Annotated in this window: 17 protein-coding genes, 1 tRNA gene and 1 other RNA gene; 11 read left to right on the top strand and 8 right to left on the bottom strand. The window is 67.3% G+C overall.

Going from position 1 to position 21582, the window contains the following annotated elements:
• Position 1: 1 nt before the first annotated feature.
• On the bottom strand, positions 2-943 hold the full coding sequence (locus XARJCFBP2528_RS08190) for a DUF808 domain-containing protein (protein ID WP_016901675.1): 942 nt from the start codon (positions 941-943) through the stop codon (positions 2-4).
• 238 nt (positions 944-1181) lie between these two features.
• Between XARJCFBP2528_RS08190 and XARJCFBP2528_RS08185 the strand changes: the two genes are divergently transcribed.
• From XARJCFBP2528_RS08185 to XARJCFBP2528_RS08175, 3 genes are all read left to right on the top strand, one after another.
• Positions 1182-2906, top strand: a complete 1725-nt coding sequence (locus tag XARJCFBP2528_RS08185; RefSeq protein WP_016901676.1) for an ABC1 kinase family protein — start codon at positions 1182-1184, stop codon at positions 2904-2906.
• Between the two features lie 373 nt (positions 2907-3279).
• Positions 3280-5388 (top strand): phosphoglycerol transferase I, encoded by a 2109-nt coding sequence (locus XARJCFBP2528_RS08180; RefSeq protein WP_016901677.1) that lies wholly within the window; start codon positions 3280-3282, stop codon positions 5386-5388.
• Between the two features lie 671 nt (positions 5389-6059).
• On the top strand, positions 6060-6983 hold the full coding sequence (locus tag XARJCFBP2528_RS08175) for an IS110 family RNA-guided transposase (protein WP_016905123.1): 924 nt from the start codon (positions 6060-6062) through the stop codon (positions 6981-6983).
• A 318-nt stretch (positions 6984-7301) separates the two neighbouring features.
• Here XARJCFBP2528_RS08175 and XARJCFBP2528_RS08170 read toward each other — a convergent pair whose 3' ends face one another.
• Positions 7302-9725: a DUF3772 domain-containing protein gene (locus XARJCFBP2528_RS08170; RefSeq protein WP_026064497.1), complete on the bottom strand. Its 2424-nt coding sequence runs from the start codon at positions 9723-9725 to the stop codon at positions 7302-7304.
• 352 nt (positions 9726-10077) lie between these two features.
• Here XARJCFBP2528_RS08170 and XARJCFBP2528_RS08165 point away from each other — a divergent pair, with 352 nt between their 5' ends.
• Complete coding sequence (locus XARJCFBP2528_RS08165) at positions 10078-10419, top strand: HPF/RaiA family ribosome-associated protein (RefSeq protein ID WP_016903259.1); 342 nt, start codon at positions 10078-10080, stop codon at positions 10417-10419.
• Between the two features lie 162 nt (positions 10420-10581).
• Here XARJCFBP2528_RS08165 and XARJCFBP2528_RS08160 read toward each other — a convergent pair.
• Positions 10582-10658: transfer RNA gene (locus tag XARJCFBP2528_RS08160), tRNA-Arg, on the bottom strand.
• A 231-nt stretch (positions 10659-10889) separates the two neighbouring features.
• Between XARJCFBP2528_RS08160 and ubiA the strand changes: the two genes are divergently transcribed.
• On the top strand, positions 10890-11798 hold the full coding sequence (gene ubiA, locus XARJCFBP2528_RS08155; protein WP_016903258.1) for a 4-hydroxybenzoate octaprenyltransferase: 909 nt from the start codon (positions 10890-10892) through the stop codon (positions 11796-11798).
• 117 nt (positions 11799-11915) lie between these two features.
• Here ubiA and XARJCFBP2528_RS08150 read toward each other — a convergent pair whose 3' ends face one another.
• Positions 11916-12641, bottom strand: a complete 726-nt coding sequence (locus tag XARJCFBP2528_RS08150; protein ID WP_172641786.1) for a ComF family protein — start codon at positions 12639-12641, stop codon at positions 11916-11918.
• A gap of 49 nt (positions 12642-12690) precedes the next feature.
• On the opposite strand from XARJCFBP2528_RS08150, the gene bioB reads away from it, so the two are divergent.
• From bioB to bioC, 5 genes are all read left to right on the top strand, one after another.
• On the top strand, positions 12691-13725 hold the full coding sequence (bioB, locus tag XARJCFBP2528_RS08145; protein ID WP_047124578.1) for a biotin synthase BioB: 1035 nt from the start codon (positions 12691-12693) through the stop codon (positions 13723-13725).
• Positions 13726-13822: 97 nt separating this feature from the next.
• Positions 13823-15028 (top strand): 8-amino-7-oxononanoate synthase, encoded by a 1206-nt coding sequence (bioF, locus tag XARJCFBP2528_RS08140; protein ID WP_047124577.1) that lies wholly within the window; start codon positions 13823-13825, stop codon positions 15026-15028.
• 275 nt (positions 15029-15303) lie between these two features.
• Positions 15304-16065 (top strand): pimeloyl-ACP methyl ester esterase BioH, encoded by a 762-nt coding sequence (gene bioH, locus XARJCFBP2528_RS08135; RefSeq protein WP_047124576.1) that lies wholly within the window; start codon positions 15304-15306, stop codon positions 16063-16065.
• Between the two features lie 43 nt (positions 16066-16108).
• Positions 16109-16891, top strand: coding sequence for an SDR family oxidoreductase (locus XARJCFBP2528_RS08130; RefSeq protein WP_047124685.1), 783 nt, complete (start codon positions 16109-16111; stop codon positions 16889-16891).
• Positions 16892-17162: 271 nt separating this feature from the next.
• Positions 17163-18047 (top strand): malonyl-ACP O-methyltransferase BioC, encoded by an 885-nt coding sequence (bioC, locus tag XARJCFBP2528_RS08125; RefSeq protein ID WP_047124575.1) that lies wholly within the window; start codon positions 17163-17165, stop codon positions 18045-18047.
• Positions 18048-18217: 170 nt separating this feature from the next.
• Here bioC and XARJCFBP2528_RS22245 read toward each other — a convergent pair.
• A non-coding RNA gene (locus tag XARJCFBP2528_RS22245) (sX9 sRNA) lies at positions 18218-18293 on the bottom strand.
• 95 nt (positions 18294-18388) lie between these two features.
• On the opposite strand from XARJCFBP2528_RS22245, the gene lpxO reads away from it, so the two are divergent.
• Positions 18389-19294 carry a lipid A hydroxylase LpxO gene (gene lpxO, locus XARJCFBP2528_RS08120; RefSeq protein ID WP_016903250.1) on the top strand — a complete coding sequence of 302 codons (906 nt, stop codon included), beginning with the start codon at positions 18389-18391 and terminating at the stop codon, positions 19292-19294.
• Positions 19295-19479: 185 nt separating this feature from the next.
• On the opposite strand, the gene XARJCFBP2528_RS08115 is transcribed toward lpxO, so the two are convergent.
• From XARJCFBP2528_RS08115 to XARJCFBP2528_RS08105, 3 genes are all read right to left on the bottom strand, one after another.
• Complete coding sequence (locus XARJCFBP2528_RS08115) at positions 19480-19899, bottom strand: nuclear transport factor 2 family protein (protein ID WP_047124574.1); 420 nt, start codon at positions 19897-19899, stop codon at positions 19480-19482.
• Between the two features lie 80 nt (positions 19900-19979).
• Entirely contained in the window at positions 19980-20597 is a 618-nt protein-coding gene (locus XARJCFBP2528_RS08110) for a YdcF family protein (protein WP_047124573.1), read from the bottom strand.
• A complete protein-coding gene (locus XARJCFBP2528_RS08105) occupies positions 20582-21541 on the bottom strand; it encodes a pyridoxal-phosphate dependent enzyme (RefSeq protein ID WP_047124572.1) in 960 nt (319 codons plus the stop codon). Before XARJCFBP2528_RS08105 ends, XARJCFBP2528_RS08110 begins: the two co-directional genes overlap by 16 nt.
• Positions 21542-21582: the final 41 nt, after the last annotated feature.

The following is a 21582-nucleotide window of genomic DNA, read 5'->3' as shown; positions in this document are numbered from 1 at the left end:
GTCAGTGCGCCGCCGGCTTCCCGCGCAGCTTCTGGAACAGCATCACCGCGCCCAGCACGATCGCACCGGCAACCACGCCGACCAGCATGTTGCCCAGTGCATCGACCAGCCAGCCCATGCCGCCAGCCGACTTGGCCAGGTCCTGCACCAGGTGATGCAGCGCCGGAATGTTGTGCACCAGGATGCCGCCGCCGACCAGGAACATCGCCAGCGTGCCGGCCACCGACAGGAACTTCATCAGCCACGGCGCAGCCACCAGGATGCCGCGGCCCAGCGCCGCCAACGCCGCGCCCTTCTTGCTCAGGTACAGGCCCAGGTCGTCCAGCTTGACGATGGCCGCGACCAGGCCGTACACGCCGATGGTCATCGCCAGGGCGATCGCCACCAGCACCGCGACCTGCTGGCCGAACGACACCCCGGCCACCACGCCCAGCGACAGCACGATGATCTCCGCCGACAGGATGAAGTCGGTGCGGATCGCGCCCTTGACCTTGTCCTTTTCCAGCGCCACCACGTCCACGTTCTGATCGGCCAGCGCGCGGGTGCGCTCGGCATGCCGCTGCGCTTCCTCGTCCTGGTTGTGCAGGAACTTGTGCGCCAGCTTCTCCACGCCCTCGAAGCACAGGTAGGCACCGCCGATCATCATCAGCGGCATCACCAGCGGCACGTTGTAGCCGCGCCCGCGCAGCCAGGCTTCCAGCGCGCTGATCGCCAGCGCCGCCGGCACCAGGATCACCTTGTTCATCAGCGAGCCCTTGGCCACTGCCCACACCACTGGCAGCTCGCGGTCGGCGGTGACGCCGGTGACCTGCTGCGCATTGAGCGCCAGGTCGTCGCCGAGGACGCCAGCGGTCTTCTTGGCCGCGACCTTGGTCAGGATGGAAACGTCGTCCAGCAGCGTGGCGATGTCGTCGAGCAGGGTGAACAGGCTGGCACCGGCCATGCGGAGGTCCTTCGTGAGTGGCGGTGGATTCTCGCCGATCCTGCGCCCGTTTGGGGTGATGGCAGGCCGTTGCACGCCGTTGCCGACCGTTGGCGCGCGATGCCGACGCCCGCCGGCCGCACGATCCGGCCATTTCCATCGGCCTCGCCGCACACGACCGCGCAGTAGCCGCTTGCCTGGATTCACCGCCCGACGACCCGCCGCTGGCCACACTCGCGCTCTTGCACGACCGCCGGAGATGGCCTTGAGTCCGAACGACCCGTACCGCACACCGGCCCAGGCCGCGATCCCCGCCGACACCGGCGTGGTGGGCGGCATGAGCCGTCGCACGCAGATCCTGCGCCTGTTGCTGCGGTATCGCGGGTCGGGTGTGTTTGCCGGCATGAACCTGGATCCGGCCGCAATCAACGAGTACGAAGTGCCCGCCGAAGGCACGCCCGACCAGTTCGTCTCCGACCTGGAGGCGCTCGGCCCCACCTTCGTCAAGCTCGGCCAGATGCTGTCCACGCGGCCGGACATCGTGCCGCCGGAGTTCGCCACGGCGCTGGAACGCATGCAGGAGAACACCAGTTCGGTGCCGGTGGAGCGTATCCGCCAGATCATCGAGGAAGAACTCGGTGTGTCGGTCAACAAGGCGTTCTCGTTTTTCGATCCGGTGCCGCTGGGCTGCGCCTCGCTGGCGCAGGTGCACCGCGCCGCCCTGCGCGACGGCACCCCGGTGGCGATCAAGGTGCAAAAGCCCGAAGTCGCCGCCCAGGTACGCTCGGATCTGGACGTGCTCAAGAGCTTTGCCACCGCCGCCGACCGCCTGACCGGTATCGGCCGGCGCGTGCGCTTTGCCGACTGGCTGGGCGAATTCGGCAAGACCCTGCGTGCCGAGCTCAATTACCAGGACGAGGCCGAGACGCTGGTGCGCTTCGGCAAGCATCTCAAGCCGTTTCCACTGTTGTGGATTCCGCAACCGGTGTGGGACCTGAGCAGCCGCAAGGTGCTGACCATGCAGCTGGCCGAAGGCGTGCGCGTGGACAAGATCTCCGGCCTGCGCCGCACCGAGCAGCCGATGGACAAGCTGGCCGCAGAGCTGGTCAAGGGCTACCTGGACCAGATGTTCGTGCATGGCGAAATCCACGCCGACCCGCATCCGGGCAACCTGCGTGTGCTGCAGGACGGGCGCCTGGCGATCTTCGACCTGGGCATGGTCGCGCATGTGCCGCCGCGCCTGCGCGAGCGCTTGCTCAAGCTACTGTTCGCCGCGGTCGACGGCCGCGGCGAAGAGGTCGCCGAAGAGACCATCGCGCTGAGCACGCGCCTGGAGGATTACGACGAAGACCGCTACCAGCGCGAAACCGGGCAGATGATCGCCCGCTACGCCGCGCACGACACCACCTCCGAGGGCCGCGTGGTGCTGGATCTGGTGCGCATCGCCACCGCCAACGGCTTGCGCACGCCGCCGGAGCTGAGCCTGCTCGGCAAGACCTTGTTGAACCTGGAAGGCGTGTGCCGCACGCTGTCGCCGCACCTGGACACGCGCCGCGTCGTCGAGCGCCACCTGCAGCATGTGATGCGCGCGCGCCTGAAAAAATCCCTGTCGGCGGCCAATCTGGCCAGCGAGGCGATGGAACTGCAGCATCTGGTGCGCGAAGGACCGCGCCGCATGTCCGAGATCCTGTCGCTGGCGGCGGAAAACCGCCTGCAGATGCGCGTCACCGGGCTGGAAGAATCGCATCTGATGGAAAGCCTGCAGAAGATCGCCAACCGCGTGGCGGCCGGCATCGTGACTGCGGCGCTGATCATGGCCTCGGCGCAGATGATGCGTATCGAAACCGGCTTGAAGCTGTGGGGCTATCCGGCGATCGCGATGGTGCTGTTCCTGCTCGGCGTCGTGCTGGGCCTGGGCATCGTGCTCAGCGCGCTGCTGTTCGACCGCCGCGTGCGTGCACGCGAAGAACGCGGGCATCGATAGCGCCACACCCCCGCGTAGGAGCGCACCCGGGCGCGACGCGGCTTAACCGGCGTCGCATGCAAAGACCGCCGCGTCAAGCTGTCAACGTGGGTCGGGCGATGTAGCGTTATAGAGACATCGCCTATACGCGAGAACCGCGCCAGATGCGGAGTACAGAAACCGTGGATCCCTCAGCGAGCGCCACCGCGACCAGCTGATCGTCAGCGCGCGCTATCCGCCGCGCTGCGACAAGGGCTCAACTCCAACAAACATTTCAGTCAGCTTCAGCGCGGCATAGTCCGTCATCCGGGTGTCACATTGGGTGTGGCGCACAGGACATGGCGAGCAAGGCGTCCGGTACGCGCTCGCATCATTCCCCCACGGACGCTGCCGCATGCATTGGATGTTGTTGTTTTCGCTGTTGCTCCTGCTTTGGCTATTGGTCGCCTCGCCGCGTCTGGCGTGGCTGAAGGCCGGATTGTTGTCGTTGCTGCTGCTGTTGCTCAGCGCCTGGGGCCTGGTGGATCGCCTCAGCGGCGACGGCATCAACGCCGCCACGCTGTATCACCTGCGCGCGGACATGGACGGTGCCGGCGTCAGCGATTTCTCCGGCTATATCGCCGTGTTTATCGGCATGGTGCTGCTGTCGCTCAGCCCGCTGGTGTTGCTCAGGGTGCGACGTTTCCGTCGCCCGCGTGGCGGCAATGCGGTATTCGGTGGCTTCGTGGTGATGTTGCTGGTGAGCATCGCGGTCAGCCCCTTGTACCGCGACGGCAAACGCCTGTACTACCAGCTGCGCCCGGTGGATTACGCCACCGTGGTACCGGAATATCTGGTGCCGCAGCAGCCCCTGCAGAAGCGCAAGAACATCGTGTGGATCTACGGCGAGAGCCTGGAACGCACCTACTTCGACGAAGACGTGTTTCCCGGCCTGATGCCCAACCTGCGCGCGCTGGCCAGCGAGGCGGTGGACGTGCGCAACCTCACCTCCACCGAGGGCAGCGGCTGGACCATCGCCGGCATGGTCGCCTCGATGTGCGGCGTGCCGCTGACCACCGCGCCCGGCGATGAAAACAGCATGGGCCGCATGGGCCTGTTCCTGCCGGAAGCGCGCTGCCTGGGCGACTATCTCAAGGATCAGGGCTACCGCAATCACTATGTCGGCGGCGCCGATGCCAGCTTTGCCGGCAAGGGCAGTTTTCTGTCCAGCCATGGCTTCGACGTGGTGCACGACGTCAGCTACTTCCGCGACAAGGGCGTGGCGCCGAAACACTTTTCCGCCTGGGGCGTGCATGACGACGTGCTGCTGGACGATGCCTGGGACAGCTTCCAGACGCTGTCGCGCGCTGGCCAGCCATTCATGCTCACCACGCTGACCATGGACACCCACCACCCTGCCGGCCATCTGCCGCTGGCGTGCAAGGGCCAGCACTACGACAGCGCGTTGGGCGACATCGGGCTGCTGCATGCGCTCAAGTGCAGCGACCGGCTGATCGGCGAGCTGGTCGCGCGCATTCGCAATAGCCGCTACGGCAAGAACACCATCATCGTGATCGCCTCCGATCACCTGGCGATGCCCAACGATCTCAGCGACGTCCTGGCCAAGCAGAAGCGCGAAAATCTGCTGCTGTTCCTGGGCAAGGACATCGCCCCGCAGCAAGTGGTCACACGCGCCGGCAGCACGCTGGATTCGGGTGCGACGCTGCTGCAGTTGCTGGAGCCGGGCATGCGCACGCTGGGCTTCGGCCGCTCGCTGCTGGCCAACGATGCGCCCCCCAGCGCCAGCGTTGCGGCCAGCCGCGACAGCGGCAAGGACTACCCGCGCTATCTCGCTTACGCACGCACGCTGTGGACCGGGCGCAGCACCCGCATGCTGCGCATCAACGGCAATGGCGATGTGGTGGTGGGCGTGCAGCAGGTGCGCCCGCCGGTGCTGCTGGAATACGACGACGACACCAACCTCAAAACCGTCTATCTGGAAAACACCTCGCGCCAGTTCGACCGCACCCACACCGAGGGCACGCTGGCCTATGTGGATCGCTGCACGGCGTTCGAGGACGGCTCGGCCGATGGCGATTGGTGCGCGCTGGTGGTCGACCGCCACCAGAGCATGAAGCTGTACCGCGACCCGGACCTGACCCGCGGCATCGCCGTGGATGCGCCGCTGGAGGCCAGCCAGCAAGGTCCGCGCCCACGCGTGCGCCAGCCGATCATGCTCACCCAGGCCGCGCGCAAGACCGAAGCCGGTCGTTACATGCTGGAGCTGTACGCCAAGCGCCGGCCAACGCGTGCATTCTGGGTAGAGGCAGTCTCGTCGGAGCGCAAGGTGGTGCTGGCCCAGCAATGGGTGGTGCCCGATGCGGCCGGTCGCATCCGCATGCCGGTAGGCCTGGAACATGCGGTGGACGATCTGGAAATCCGCGCCTGGCTGGACTACACCGAAGACGTCAGCGTGGACGACCTGGCCCTGGTGAAGCAGACCCAGGTCGCGGATCGCTCCTGAGTCTGGCTTTCATTTTGGTCCTAGGCCGGGCGATTTGGATGAGGCAAAGGCAAAGGCGAAGCTCAAGAGCAAACTCGAAGCGTGCGATCTGTGGCCTGGCTGCGGGCCCTTGCCCGCCCACCATCGCAGGACACGCCGCAAGTACGTCCCTGTAGGCTCTTACGCAGCATCCATGCCGCGTAAGGTCCCGCGACGGTGAGCAGGCAAGGACCTGTCGGGATGGTCGGTGTGCATGGCGCAGGCAGAGCGAGAACTGCGTTGTTCGATCACTGTGCGTGCGAGCAGCCTTGCATCGCAAGTTGAGCATTGGGCAGGTTTTCAAAACGCGACCTGCAACCTTTTTATTCGCCTATCGCAGTGCAAACCGGGCGATACGCTTTCAAAAAAGCAGCCGAGCAACTTTCTGGTGCGGTGTCCTTGCCGGTTGCGGGACCCTTGGCGGCATGAATGCCGCCAAGGAGCCTTATCTGTTCGGATTCTGCCAGTCTGGGTGTCGAGAGCCGACGTGGGCCACCGTTAGAGCCTAGATCATTGCCGATCGTCGTGGAGACAGGTGCCCACGTCGGTTTCTCCCCCGTATCGCCCGAACAGTTGCCAGTGTTGCCACGCGTAGACGTAAGGCTGGGCAGGCGGGGGAGCTCTCGACCCTTTAAGCCTAACGGAGTTCACTCATGAACGGCATCGGGATTGATGTGTGCAAGGCCATGTTGGATGTGGCCGTCCATCGCGGCCCTTTCGAGCGGTTTCACAACACACCCGCGGGCCATCGCAAGCTTCTGTCCTGGCTGGCGACGCAGCAGGCTGGCCAGGTTGTCCTGGAGGCGTCTGGCGGTTACGAACAGCAGATACTGGATGCCCTGTTCGACGCCGGTCACCAAGTCGTGCGGGCCGATGCGTACCGCTGCCAGGCCTTCGCTGCTGCCACCGGTTTGCCGGCAAAAACAGATCGCCTGGATGCGACCAATCTGGCCTGCATGGCGGCCACCCTTGAGCTGCGTGCCTATCAGCCGATGGAGCCTTGGCGGCGAAAGCTGCGCGAGTTCGTGCGTGCGCGACAGCAGCTTGTGGACCTGGCAACAAGCGCGCAAAACCAGTTGGAACAGGGGACGGACACCAGCTTACGCCGCCTGCTGCAGGCCAATATCACGCAGATGAAAAAGCACTGCGTGCGACTGGAAAAACACATCGCCGAACAGGTCCGCCAGCAACCGCAGTTGGAAGCGATGCGTTCGTTTAAAGGCGTCGGAGCGATCCTGCAAGCGGTGATCGCCAGTTATCTGCCGGAGCTGGGCACCCTTGATGGCAAGGCCATTGCCAAGCTGGTCGGCGTCGCTCCCATCGCCCACGATAGCGGCACCACGCGCGGCATCCGCAGGATCGGCGGCGGGCGGATCGAGGTGCGCAACGTGCTGTACATGGCCTGCCTGTCGGCCATCCAGCACGAGCCCCAGATCCGGGAGTTTTATCGGTCGCTGCGGGCACGCGGAAAGCCCGGCAAGGTCGCCGTCGTGGCGGCGATGCGCAAGATGCTGGTCATCCTCAACGCCCGCGCCAGAGATGCGCTAGCCGGACAGGCCCAAGCCATCCCGACCTGAGTGTCAATGCGCTCGATGGGGCCATGGCTGCCGACAGGCGGCCAGCACCACCGTGCCCGGCTTGCGGAGCGGCAGAGCCACTCCAACAACACAGTTGCTCCATGGACGGATTCACGGCGTGTCCCGCAAGCGGTGAGGGCACCGCACGCTCGACCAACCAGCTTTTGACCTAGGCGTTTGACCGTATCTAAACAACGCCAACACCCGAAATCCCGGTTGTTTGGAACAGTTGGACGGTTCGGATAACTCAGTTGTAGCGCGGCAGATCCGAAGCCCCACTGCAGCGCCCCCTCCCGCGCGCTGCATCCACGCGCCGACTCAATCTTCCGATGCAGGCGTGCCATCGGCCGGATCGCGCGCCACCGCGGCACCTGCACGGCTGAAGCGAATTTCCTGCGGCGATTGCAGTGCAATCCCCGCCGTTTCCATCCGCTGCAATAACGCGAAGAACAGCTCGCTGCGCACCCCGTACGAATCGCGCGGGCTGCGCACATAGGCGAACGAATTGAAGTTGACGTGCCCGCCGGCCAGCGAATCGATGAACACCGAGGGGGCCGGATCGGCCAGCACCTTGGTGTGCTCGGCGAACAGGTCCAGCAGCATGTTGCGCACCTTTGCCACGTCGGTTTCCAGCGGCACCGAGAACTGCAGCTGCACCCGCCCCATCGGGTTGGACAGGGTCATGTTGCGCACACTCTTGGTGATCAATTCCGAGTTGGGCACGATCAAGGTGGAGCGGTCGCCGACCTGGATCTCGGTCGCACGCACGCTGATCTTGCGCACGTCGCCCTCCTGATCGCCGATACGCACCCAATCGCCGATCTTCACCGGCCGCTCGGCCAGCAGGATCAGGCCCGACACGAAGTTCTGCGTGATCGCCTGCAGACCGAAACCGATACCCACCGACAGCGCGCTCAACACCAGCGCAAGCCGCTTCAGATCCAGGCCCAATGCAGTCAGGCCCCACACCACCACGATCAGCCAGCCCAGGTAGCGCGCCACCGTGCTGATGGAATTGCGCGCACCGTCATCGAGCTCGGTCTTGGGCAGATAGGTGTTGAGCAGCCACTGCTGCACCACGTGCACCAGCCCCATCCCGAGCAGGAACACGCACAGCGCCCTGAACACATCGCCCGGGGTGATCACCAGTTCCTTGCCGATGGTGATGCCGTGCGCGATGTTCTCCGCCCAGTCGGTGACCACGCTGATGTTGGCGCCATACGGCGTCAGCAGCACCGCGATACCCAGCAGCACCAGCAGCACGCGAGTCGCCGCCGATATCAGCAGCCCGAGCTGCACCAAGCGTCCGCTGCCGATGCTGAGCGCATGCGACAAGGCCCGGCTGAAGCGGCCGTCGGGCTTGAACAGCCAGGTCATCAGATCGTCGGCAAAGACCACCAGCAGGCCGAGCAGGCTGCATACCAGGGTGATCCAGATGATCTGCCGCTCCACGAACAAGGCCAGATTGAGATAGCCGAACAAGGCCGCAATCAGCGCAAAGATCACTGCCAGATGGCCCAGCAGGCGGATCAGCACGATAAAGCCGCCACCACGCGAGACCACCGGCGGCGGCGCATCGCTGTCCGGATCGGCCACCCCGGCATTTGCCGCATGCGCGCGCAAGGACAGGCTCAGCCCGGCCAACGCCGACAGGATCAACCCCGCGTACAGCAACGCGGCCAGCGCATCGGTGGCGGTGGTCAGTGCGGGGCTGCTGCCGGCCACCTCGTTGATCTTCATCGCCATGCCGCTGAACCAGATCACCGCCGCAGTGGCCAGGCAATGCACGCGCAGGCGGTCGACGGTGGCATCGTCCAGCGGGAACAGACGCCAGCTGGGCTGGTGTTTCATCAACAGGCTGGCACTGAGCGAACCGACGAAGGCGGCCACCACGCTGATGGCGACGAATCCGGTCAGCAACTGGTCCAGATCGTCGGGCAGCTCGCCGAGCGCGCGGATGCCCTCGACCAGCACGAATGCCGCAATCCCCAGAGTCAGCGTGCCGACCAGCAGAAACCACAGTGCCAGCCCCGAGCGTCGCAGGCGTCCGCCGGGCGCACGTGAAGCCGCGTAGCGACGCCCCAGGTGGCGCAGGAAGATGCGCAGCGGAAGCGCCAGCAGCAACGCGATGACGGCAGCGGTCATCAGCCCGCCCACGCCGTTGGCGGCGATGCCTGCCTGCACCATCTGCACCGTCTTGTCGGACAAGGCCTGCAGGCGGGCACGATCGTCGGGCCATTGCTGCGCGATCTGTTTCCACAAGGTCGGCGACAACGGCGAGGCGACCCGCGTGGAGAGCTTCACGCTGAAGCGTTGCACGCGCTCGCGTTCGAGCCGGTCGGCCAATTCCTTGGCATTGGAGACCAGCAGCGTGGCCCGGATGAACTCGGCATTGAGCTGATCGCGCTCCTTAGTCAGCGCCTTGCGCTGTTTTGCCAGATCGGCCGGTTCGTTCGGCGCGGCGACACCGAGCCCCTCCAGTCGCCCGTTGAGCTCCTTGAGCGGTTGCTCCAGCGTGCGCACCAGATCCTGCGCCTGCCGCTGCGCGCCGGCGACATCGTCGGTGAGCTTGCCGAGCTGCTCGGTGTCGGCCTTCTCCATGCCCGCGTCGGCCTGGGTCAGCACCTTCTGCATGTTGTCGAGCTGAGTCTGTGCGGTCTCCAGCAGCGTGTCGTCGTCCTGCGCCACGGCGGCGCCCATGCACACCATCCACAACGCGACCAGCAACAGCACACGCTGCAACATGCCGCGACGGGCACCCAGGGCAACTCGGAATTCGGACACAGGCAGAGATCGGACAGGCGCACACCAGCGCGGTGCCGGCATCTTAATCCACTGCTTCCAGCCAGGCGGATCGAAGCTGCCGTGCGGGTTCAGCCCGGCAGAGCTCGCCAGCAGCGGCTGTTACTGCGCGATCGCAGGTTCTTTCGCGATGCGGTGACAGCGCTGCCCGTCGCAGTGGATGCACCGTCCGGCCATCCCGACCTGAGCATGAACGCGGTGCAGCTTGTCACCTCGCGGCAACGGTGCGCTGTCGCAGAATCGAGTCACCGCTACGGCAGACGCAGCGGATGACCGCGAAGGAGAACACTCTATGCAGATTCAGATCCAGACCGACAAGCACGTGCCGCATGACCCCTCAGTCGTGCAGCATGTCGAGAAGACCTGCTCCGCCCAGCTGGCGCATTTCGCCAACGACATCACCCGCGTCGAAGTGCATTTGCGCGATGAAAACGGCCAGCGCGGCGGCGCAGCGGATCGAACCTGCAGCATCGAGGCGCACGTCGCCGGCCTGCCGCCGATCGCGGCCACCAATAGCGCCGAAACCACCGCCTCGGCCGTCACCGGCGCCGCACGCAAGCTGCGCACCGCCATCGAACACGCACGTGGCAAGCAGCACGCCAAGGCCACCGCACCGCCGCCGGAAATGCTCTGATCCGCGCCTGGGCAGGGTGGCGCCAGGCGCCCCCTGCCAACCGCTGCATCGTTGGCACCGCAGCGCAACCACGCATTGATACATCAGCCGGCACCAACCCCTGATCCAGAAACGCCATCGGCCCGCTGCAGTGTCACTGCAGCGGGCCGATGGGTTTTGATCTGGTGCGCCCGGAGGGATTCGAACCCCCGACCAATGGCTTCGGAAGCCACTACTCTATCCGGCTGAGCTACGAGCGCCTGGTCGGGCATTATGCCAGAACCGCCGCCGCGCGCGTGACACCCGCAACGCGGAGCCTGCCGAACGGCCGGACACCGCTGCATTGCCGATGGAACCCCGGTCCGGAGCCCGCGCCAGTGCGGGGCCGCTTGGCGCGACCTCGCGCAGCTGCCCGGAAATTTGGACGATGCCTGGCTTGATCGTCACCCAGCGCATGACCGCAGCCGAGCCGCGCTGCTACCCTTTGCAGCATGAGCAAGCATGGTGTTGAACAGCTGCCGACAGCGCCCGCGCTGACCTGGCCGCAGCGACTGGGGCAGTACTGGACGTTGGTCCGCGGCGATCGTCCGATCGGCAGCCTGTTATTGCTGTGGCCCACCTGGTGGGCGTTGTGGCTGGCCGCCGGTGGCCTGCCGCCGCTGTGGACACTGTTCGTGTTCACCGCCGGGGTCTGGCTGACCCGCTCGGCCGGCTGCGTGATCAACGACTATGCCGACCGCTGGCTGGACCCGCACGTGGAGCGCACCAAGTCGCGCCCGCTGGCCACCGGCGCTGTGTCCGGGCGCGAGGCGCTGTGGGTATTCGTGGTGCTGATGCTGGTGGCATTCGCGCTGGTGCTCACGCTCAACTGGCTGACCGTGGCCCTGAGCGTGCCGGGCGTGTTCCTGGCCGCCAGCTATCCCTATCTCAAGCGCCACACCCACCTGCCCCAGGTCTATCTGGGCATGGCCTTCGGCTGGGGCATCCCGATGGCCTTCGCTGCGGTGCAGGGCAGCGTGCCTTTGCTGGGCTGGCTGCTGTATGCGGCCAACATCCTCTGGGCCACGGCCTACGACACCTGGTATGCGATGGTCGACCGCGAGGACGACATCCGCATGGGCAGCAAGTCCACCGCCATCCTGTTCGGCAGGTTCGACCTGATCGCGCAGGGCCTGCTGTATGCATCGATGTTTGCGGCATTGGCGCTGGTCGGCCTGCGCGCTGGTCTCAGTATCGCGTACTGGGCGGGACTGGGCGTGGCCGCGCTGCTGGTGGCCTACGAGTTCCGCCTCGCCCGCCACCGCGAACGCGGCCCGTGCTTCCGCGCCTTCCTGCACAACAACTGGGTGGGCCTGGCGATCTTCGTCGGCATCGCCGCGGCGCTGGCAGTGCGCTGCTGACGCGCGCACAGGTCAATCGCCTCGGCTTCAGCCCCTCTCCCCGCGGTAGAGGGGGTTAGGGGTGAGGGTACGGGCGAAGCCCAACGCTGCAGCTCGCAACCCGCAGCCCACCAGGCCTCACGGCACCCGCGCGCATACCCACGCATCCACCCGCTGCACACCGGCCCGCTGCAAGGCCTGCGCCGCCGCATGCAGCGTCGCACCGGTGGTCATCACGTCATCCACCAGGGCCACATGCGCGGGCAAGGCGCCACGCGCGACAAAGGCCTGGCGCAGATTGCGCTGACGCTCGGCCGCGTCCAGCTCCGATTGCGGCGCGGTCGCGCGGATCCGGCGCAGCAACGGCAGGCAGGGCAGCCGCAGCGCGCGGCCGAGCGGTCTGGCCAGCTCCAGCGCCTGATCGTAACCACGCTGGCGCAAGCGCTGCCGGTGCAGACTCACCGGCACCAGCGCCTGCGGACGCGGCAGGCCTGCGCAACGCCTGACCATCAACTCGCTGAGCAAACGCCCGGCAGCCAGATCCTGGTGGAACTTGAAACGCCGCAGCAAGCCATCCACCGGCCAGCGATAGGTGAAACACGTATGCACGCGCTGCAACGGTGGCGGATGCTGCAGGCATTGCCCGCATAGCAGCGCGCGATCGCAGGCGTACAGCTGCGTTGCGCAACACAGGCAGGCGTGCCCGTGATCGGGCAATGCGGCGCGACACGACGGGCACAGATCGCAATCGGCGCTGCCGGGTTCCGCGCACACCAGGCACCGGCTTGGCAGCAGCAACCGCAACACCCGGCGCGGCCACCTGTAAACCGAGTTGACCTCTTCGAAGTTGACAGCCTCTTCCATGCTCACCAGACTGCATGGCTTCCAAGCCGCTGACTGTCAGGAAACCCCGATGTCTGTTGTCGTACGCCATGACTGGGATCGCAAAGAGCTGCAGGCGCTGTTCGATCTGCCGTTTCCGGAGCTGCTGCACCGCGCCGCCAGCGTGCATCGCGCCCATTTCGATCCGGCGCAGGTGCAGGTGTCCACATTGCTGTCGGTCAAGACCGGCGGCTGCCCGGAAGACTGCGCGTACTGCCCGCAGGCGCAGCGCTACGACACCGGCGTGACCGCGCAGAAGCTGATGGAGACCGAAGAGGTCGTCGCCAAGGCCCGCCAGGCCAAGGCCGCCGGCGCCTCGCGCTTCTGCATGGGCGCGGCCTGGCGCTCGCCCAAGGAGCGCGACATCCCCAAGGTCGCGGCGATGATCCGCGAGGTCAAGGCGATGGGCCTGGAAACCTGCGCCACGCTCGGCATGCTCGACGCCGGCCAGGCGCGTGCGCTCAAGGACGCCGGGCTGGACTACTACAACCACAATCTGGACACCGCGCCGGATTACTACGACTCGATCATCCACACCCGCCAGTATCAGGATCGCCTGAACACGCTGGAGCACGTGCGCGATGTCGGCCTGAAAACCTGCTGCGGCGGCATCGTCGGCATGGGCGAAACCCGCGAGCACCGCATCGGTCTGCTGCTGGCGTTGGCCACGCTGCCGGCGCATCCGGATTCGGTCCCGATCAACCAGCTGGTCCAGGTCGCCGGCACCCCGCTGCACGGCACCCAGCAACTGGACCCGTTCGAGTTCGTGCGCATGATCGCGGTCGCCCGCATCACGATGCCGCGTTCGATGGTGCGCCTGTCCGCCGGCCGCGAGGCGATGAGCGACGAACTGCAGGCGTTGTGCTTCCTGGCCGGTGCCAACTCGATCTTTTACGGCGAAAAACTGCTCACCACCGGCAACCCGGACACCGAACGCGACCAGGCCCTGTTCCAGCGCCTGGGCCTGCGCCCGATGCAGATCACCGTCGACGCCGCCGAGCACGACCACCCCGGCACCGTGCATGCGGAAATCACCCGCAGCACGGCCTGCGAGCACGCCGCCTAACCGCGAATCGAACGTCCAGCACCGGTCGTCGGTGCCGGCTGGGCGTGCCGGGCGCGGCAGGCTACGCTAACGCCCCCTTCTGCCGTTGAACGCCCCCATGGCCCGCCCCGATCTGCACGAACGGATTTCGTCGCTGCGCACCTTGCGTGTGGCCCAGGAACGGGTGCGGGTGCGGCGGCTGGTGGGCCGTCGCGATGGCGTGCGGCTGGAAGTCGATGGCCGCTGGCTGACCGGTTTCTGCTCCAACGACTATCTGGGCCTGTCGCAGCAGTTCGAAGTGGTCGCCGCGTTGCAGGACGCCGCCGCGCGCGATGGTGCCGGCGCCACCGCCTCGCATCTGATCTGCGGCCACCACACCGCGCACGAAACGCTGGAGCGCGAGATCGCCGACTGGCTCGGCTATCCGTCGGCGCTGCTGTTCGGCAGCGGCTTCATCGCCAACCTGGCGGTGCAGCAGGCCCTGCTCAGCGAGGACGACGATGTCTGCGTGCAGGACCGCCTCAACCACGCCAGCCTGCTTGATGCCACGCGCCTGGCCGGCTGCCGGCTGCGCCGTTATCCGCACCTGGATGTGGAAGGCGCGATGCGTCAGCTCAAGGGCTCGCCCGAGGGCGCTGCGATGCTGGCCAGCGATGGCGTCTTCAGCATGGATGGCGATGTCGCGCCGCTGCGTGCGTTGAGCCTGGTGGCACGCATGCAGCAGGCGCTGTTCTACGTCGACGACGCACATGGCGTGGGCGTGCTCGGCCCGCAGGGGCGCGGCTGCGTTGCCGATGCCGGACTGGGCGTGGCCGAAGTGCCGCTGCAGCTGGTGACCCTGGGCAAGGCGCTCGGCGGCTATGGCGCGGTGGTGGTCGGCGATGCAGCGCTGGTGCGTCATCTGGCCGAAACCGCGCGCCCCTACATCTACACCACCGCGTTGCCACCGGCGCAGGTCGCTGCGACGTTGGCAGCCGTGCGGCTGGCGCGTCGCGACGATTGGCGGCGTGCCAAGCTGGTCGAGTCGATCGGCAGTTTCCGCGATGGCGCACGCCGGCACGGCTTCGAACTGATGGCCTCGGATACGCCGATCCAGCCCTTGCTGTGCGGCGAAGAAGCCACGGTGATGGCGATGTCCGCCGCGCTGGAACAGGCCGGCTTTCTGGTTGGCGCGATTCGCCCGCCCACCGTGCCCGAAGGCAAGGCGCGTCTGCGTGTGACCCTGTCCGCGCTGCATACGCCGCAGCAGGTGCAGGCCTTGATCGAGGCCATCGTGCAGGCGCGCGATGTGGTCGGTCGGCAGCCACTGCGTGCGTTGGCCTGAAGGCGACGATCAAGCCGCTTGCCCAGCAGCCGGGCAGCGCCGCCGGTGCCCGGGATGGCACGGATCGCTCGACTGAAACCGCAGCGCTGCGCGCACAATCCACACCCAGCTGACACCTGATGGATCATTGGCGTTGCCACTGCCGCGATCAGGGTCATGTGCGCACGCAACGGAGCTGCTTCGGATCCCGGGGTCAACGCGCCACGTACAAGCGCCATGCGCCGACTCGGCACGGATCTGCGCGCACCGATTGTCCAATCGGCGACAATCCCCGCATGCATATCGATGTCATCGGCCACGGGCCTGCGCTGGTTCTTCTGCATGGTTGGGCATTGCACGGCGGCGTGTTCGCGCCGCTGGTGGAACGCCTGGCCGCGCACCATCAACTGCATCTGGTGGACCTGCCCGGGCACGGTTTCAGCCGCGAGGACAGCACGCCGCTGGCGCTGCCGGACGTGGTCGCCGGCATCGCCGCGGCCACCCCGCCGGCGGTGTGGGTCGGCTGGTCGCTGGGCGGGCTGTTCGCACTGCATGCCGCAGCCACCCAGCCGAAGGTGCGCGGGCTGGCGATGATCGCGGCCACGCCGCGTTTTGTGCGTGGCCCCGAGTGGCCCGACGCGGTCGAGCGCGAGGTATTCGTGCAATTCGGCCAGGACCTGGCGCGCGATTATCGCGGCACGCTGGAGCGCTTTCTGGCGCTGGACACGCTGGGCTCGGCGCATGCCCGCGCCGAGTTGCGCAGCCTGCGCGAGACGCTGGTGGCGCGCGGCGAACCAGCTGCCGCAACGTTGCAGCAAGGTCTTGGCCTGCTGGAGCGCACCGACCTGCGCCGCGCGCTGCCGCAGCTGACACGCCCCAGCCTGTGGATTGCCGGCCAGCGCGACCGGCTGGTGCCGGCGGCCGGCATGCAGGCGGCCGCGGCGCTGGCTCCGCACGCCCAGGCATTGACCATTGCCGGTGGCGGCCACGCACCGTTTCTTGGCCACGCCGACCAGATCGCCGAGGCGCTGCAACGCTTCGTTGCGTCCGTGCCGTGAACCGATCGTCGATCATGCGCCATCGCTGATCGAGGAAACACGCATGGATCTGGGAATCGCCGGACGCTGGGCATTGGTGTGCGCCGCCAGCAAGGGCCTGGGATTGGGCTGCGCGCGCGCGCTGGCCAGCGAAGGCGTCAACGTGGTGATCGTCGCGCGCGGCCGCGATGCCCTGGAGCAGTCCGCCGATGCGCTGCGCGCACTGCCGGGCGCCGGCGAAGTGCGCAGCGTGGCGGCCGATATCGCCACCCCGCAGGGACGCAGCGATGCCCTCGCCGCCTGCCCGCAGGTGGATATCCTCATCAACAACGCCGGTGGCCCGCCGCCCGGCGATTTTCGCCAGTGGGAACGCGACGACTGGCTGCGCGCACTGGATGCCAACATGCTGGCGCCGATCGAGCTGATCCGCGCCAGCGTCGATGCGATGCGCGCACGGCGCTTCGGCCGCATCGTCAACATCACCTCCAGTGCGGTGAAGGCGCCGATCGACATCCTGGGCCTGTCCAATGGCGCGCGCGCCGGCCTTACCGGCTTCGTCGCCGGGCTGGCGCGCAGCACGGTTGCCGACAACGTCACCATCAACAATCTGCTGCCCGGCCAGTTCGCCACCGACCGCCTGCGCGGCAACTTCGCGGCGATCGCGCAACAGCAAGGCAGCAGCGCCGAAGACGTCGCCGAGCGCAAGCGTGCGGGCATTCCGGCCAAGCGCTTCGGCGAGCCGGACGAATTCGGCGCGGCCTGCGCCTTCCTGTGCAGCGCGCAGGCCGGCTACATCACCGGGCAGAACCTGCTGATCGACGGCGGCAGCTATCCCGGCACGTTCTAGGACGCGTCGGCCACGCCGATGGGTGTGACCAATGCGGTGGCCGACGCGCCCTAGGCGGACGTTGCGGGCCGATGGTTGTGGCAACTGCGGCGGACGTTCCGGTTGCCTCCGGCCACGACGCGCGCGTCGAGACACCTTGCCGGTCCCTTGCGGTCGCCATGCTGTCGCTGGCGGACCGACCGCTTGCACTGCTCCGGGCCGATTGCCGGTCCGCACCCGCGCCACACATCGATTCCCTCCGCCCCGGCCACAGGCGACAATAGCGCCGCTCATGAACAGTACTTTCGACCCCCGCCACGTCCGGCGCGCCTTTGCGCGTGCCGCCAGCAGCTATGCCGCCGCCGCCGCGCTACAGCGCGAAGCCGAAGCGCGCCTGCTCGAATCGCTCGACTACCTGGGCGACCAGGTGCCCAAGGTGGTGCTGGATGTCGGCGCCGGCCCCGGCCATGCCAGCGCCGCGATCAAGAAGCGCTGGCCCAAGGCGCAGGTGATCGCGCTGGACCAGGCCATGCCGATGCTGCGCCAGGCGCGCAAGGCGGCGGGCTGGTGGAAGCCGTTCGCGCAGGTCTGCGCCGATGCGCGCGCCTTGCCGGTGGCCGACGGCAGCGTGGATGTGATCTTCAGCAACCTGTGCCTGCAGTGGGTGGAAGACCTGCCGGCAGTATTCGCCGGTTTCCGCCGCGCGCTGCGGCCGGGCGGCCTGTTGCTGTGCTCCACCTTCGGCCCGGAGACGCTGATCGAATTGCGCGAGGCCTTCGCCCAGGCCGACCCGGCCCCGCATGTCAGCCGCTTCCCGCCGATCGCCCAGTTCGGCGATGCCTTGCTGATGTCCGGCTTCCGCGACCCGGTGCTGGACCGCGACCTGTTCACGCTGACCTACAGCGACCTGCCCGCGCTGATGCGCGAGCTGCGCGCGATGGGCGCCACCAACGCGCTCAGCAATCGCCGCGCCACCCTGACCGGGCGCGGCCGCTTCGCCGCCGCCAGCGCCGCCTACGAGCCCCTGCGGCGGCCGGACGGCACCTTGCCCAGCTCCTGGGAAGTGATCTATGCCCATGCCTGGGCGCCGGCACCGGGCGCGCCCATCCGCGAACAGGGGCATGACGTCGCCAGCGTGCCGGTGGCCTCGATTCCGATCCGCCGCCGCATCGACTAGCGGCGGTGCAGATCGCCGGCAGCACCGCAGCCGCTGCCGGCGAGACACACAGTTTTGCGACCACACCAATGCCGACCTGTCAGGCTCGGTCCCGACACCCGGTAGAATTCAGCAGTCAACGGCCGCAGGTTCCTGTTGCGGCTCACCTTGTTCAATGCCTCAACCAGCGTGGCTCGCACTACGTCGCAAGCGATCGCCAGGTGGCTGCAGACGGCGCGCAGGAACCGCCGTGTACGCGTGATACATGCAGGTTCCGAGCACCGCCAGCGCCCGCCCGGCCGTTTGTCGTTTTGATCGCCGCGCTGATGGTTGCGGCCCCCGCCCCCCAATTGGTCTTCCCAATGTTGAAGTGGCTCATCATCGCGCTGTTCATCGCATCGGCGCTGTACATCCATTACCGCGGTCGCGTGCGGCACCGGCTCAGCCGGCAGCTGCTGGACCATTCCACCTTCATGGCGCCGATCAACACGCTGATGTATCTGTGTTCGCGGGTGCCGACCACACCGTTCATCGATCCCGGCAAGGAATTCCCGGAACTGGCGCCGCTGCGCGCCAACTGGCCGCTGATCCGCGATGAAGCGGTGGCGCTGCAGCAGATGCAGAAGATCCGTGCCGCCGACGGCTATACCGACATCGGCTTCAACTCGTTCTTCCGCCGCGGCTGGAAGCGCTTCTATCTGAAGTGGTACGGCACCGCGCACCCGTCGGCGTCCGAGCTGTGCCCGCAGACCACCGCGCTGCTGAAGTCCATCCCCACGGTCAAGGCCGCGATGTTCGCCGAGTTGCCGCCGGGCAGCGAACTGCGCCCGCACCGCGACCCGTTCGCCGGGTCCATGCGCCTGCACCTGGGCCTGGCCACGCCCAACGACGACCGCTGCTTCATCGACGTCGACGGGCAGCGCCACAGCTGGCGCGATGGCGAATGGACGATGTTCGACGAGACCTACATCCACTACGCGCGCAACGACACCGACCAGGACCGCATCATCCTGTTCTGCGACATCGAGCGCCCGATGCGCTGGCGCTGGGCCGCGGCGGTGAACCGCTTCGTCGGCCGCAGCCTGCTCTCGGCCGGTGCCTCGCCCAACCAGGAAGGCGACAAGACCGGCGGCATCAACCGCGTGTTCCGCTATTTCTATGCCGCGCGCCTGAAGGCCAAGGCGTTGAAGGAACGCAACAACCCGCTGTACCAGACGCTCAAGTGGGGCATCTTCATCCTGGTGGTGGTCGGGATCGTGTTGCTGTAATCCCCGCCCACCCACGTAGGAGCGCACCCGGGCGCGACCAGGCATCGCCGCGCGCTCCTACATAGGCATACGTCCGGCCGCAATACCGCACCAATCACGTAGGAGCGCACCTGGGCGCGACCAGGCATTGCCGATAACGCCTTATCGCGCCCGGGTGCGCTCCTACGCCGTGACAGTCGATGCGCTCAGCGCGACACCTGCGCGATCCATTCCTGCAGGTTGTAGTAGTTGGTGACGCGGGTGATCTTGCCGTCGCGCACATCGAAGAACGCACCGCCCGGGAGCACATAGGTCTGCCCATTGGCTTCCGGCAGGCCTTCGTCGGTGGTGTGGTAGACCCCGTGCACCACGTACTCGGCACCGATCCGGGTGCCATCCTCGTTGGCGGTGATCACGATGTCGCGCAGCTGCTCGCGGTAGCTGTCGTTCATGCGCTGCAGGAAGGCGGCAAATTCCGCCCGGCCGATCTCGCGCGGCCCCTGATTGAGGTCGTGCGCGACATCGTCGGCCAGGAACGCCAGCATGGCGTCCCAATCACCGCGGTTGAATGCATCGTAATAAGCCTGGACCAGGCCGATGGCGTGTTGCCGATTGCGCTCGCTCATGCTCGCACCTGCCGCTGGGAAAGCCGCATCATAGAGCGCCTCTTGCGCTTCAACACGCCTGCCACGCGGTACACCCGGCGTCAGGCACCCTGCACCACCAGATCGCGATGGAAGTAATAGACCTCCTGCAGCAGGAAGCGCCAGCTGGTGTGGAAACTGCGAAAGCGCGTGCTGGGCGTGGAAGAGGCCAGCGCGTCCACCCCCAGCTCCTCGCTCAGCCGCAGCGCACGCGCCATGTGCAACGGGTCGCTGACGATGATCGCCCGATGCATGCCGTGACGATCCATCAGCGCGCGTGCCTGTTGCAGATTCTGCCGGGTGGTGCGCGAAACCGTCTCGATCACGATCGCCTCCGGCGGTACGCCGTGGCGTAGCGCATAGCGCCGCGCCACCTGCGACTCGGCAAAGCGCGCGCCGTTGCCGAACCCGCCGGTGAACAGCAGCCGCGGCGCGTAGCCCCTGGTGTAGAGGTCCAGCGCATGCCGGATGCGCTCTTCGAACACTGGCGAAGGGCGTGCATCGTAGGCAGCCGCGCCCAGCACGATGATCACGTCGGCTGGCGCGGCCTGGTCGCGATCCCCGACCCAGACGATCCAGCCGGCCACGCCCACCAGCCAGATCAGCGTCAGCATGCACAGGCGCCAGCACCAGCCCCATAGACCGATCCCGCGTGACCGCCTGCTCACGCCGCGCCCCACGGCAGCGCGTCCAGATCGACATTGCCGCCGGACAGGATCAGCCCGACCCGCCGCCCCGCAAAGCGCGCCGGGTCGGCCAGCACCGCTGCCAGGGTAATCGCCGAGGACGGCTCCACGACCTGCTTGAGGGCCTGCCAGATCAGCCGCATCGCCTGCACCACCGCCGCATCGTCGACGGTGATCACCTGCGCACCGGCCGCCTGCAACAGCGCGAAATTCGGTGCGCCCAGGGTGCCGCGCAGGCCGTCGCAGAGCGTGTCAGGCACGAAGTCGACCAGGCGCTCGCCGGCCGCCAACGAGCGCGCGGTATCGGCGGCCCCGCTCGGCTCGGCCAGCACCAGCGCGCAGCCCGGCGCCGCTTGCAGCGCCAGCGCGGTGCCTGCCGCCAGCCCGCCGCCTCCGACCGGTGCCACCAGCACGTCCAGCCCGCCGCTCTGCCGCAGCAGCTCCAGCGCGGCGGTGCCCTGCCCGGCGATCACGGCCGGGTCGGTATACGGATGCACCAGCGTCGCGCCGCTGCCGGCCTGGACCTCGGCACACATCTGCTCACGCGCCGCGATGGTGGGCGCGCAACGCCACAGCGTGGCGCCGTGACGGGAAATATTGGCCAGCTTGGCGGCCACCGCGCCTTCGGGCACCACCACATGGCAGCCGATCCCGCGCGTGCGCGCGGCAAGCGCCAGTGCGGCGCCGTGATTGCCGGACGAATGGGTGACCACACCGCGTGCGGCAAGCCCGGCCGGCAATGACCACACCGCGTTGCAGGCACCACGGAACTTGAATGCGCCGCTGCGCTGCAGGTGTTCGGCCTTGAAGAACAGCTGCGCGCCGCAGAGGGCGTCCAGGCTGTGCGCGGTCAGCAGCGGTGTCGGCGCGCACTGCGGCGCGATGCGCGCAGCGGCTTGCAGGACGTCGGAATGGGCAAGAGGGACCGTCTCGATCATGCCTGCAAGATTAACGTATCGTCCCCGCCTTCACGGCTGCA

Origin of the sequence: Xanthomonas arboricola pv. juglandis (genome assembly GCF_001013475.1) — a bacterium.
In the GTDB taxonomy this organism is placed as follows: Bacteria; Pseudomonadota; Gammaproteobacteria; order Xanthomonadales; family Xanthomonadaceae; genus Xanthomonas; species Xanthomonas arboricola.
The sequence above is the reverse complement of the archived record's forward strand: the minus strand, read 5'-3'. Positions and strand labels throughout refer to the sequence as shown.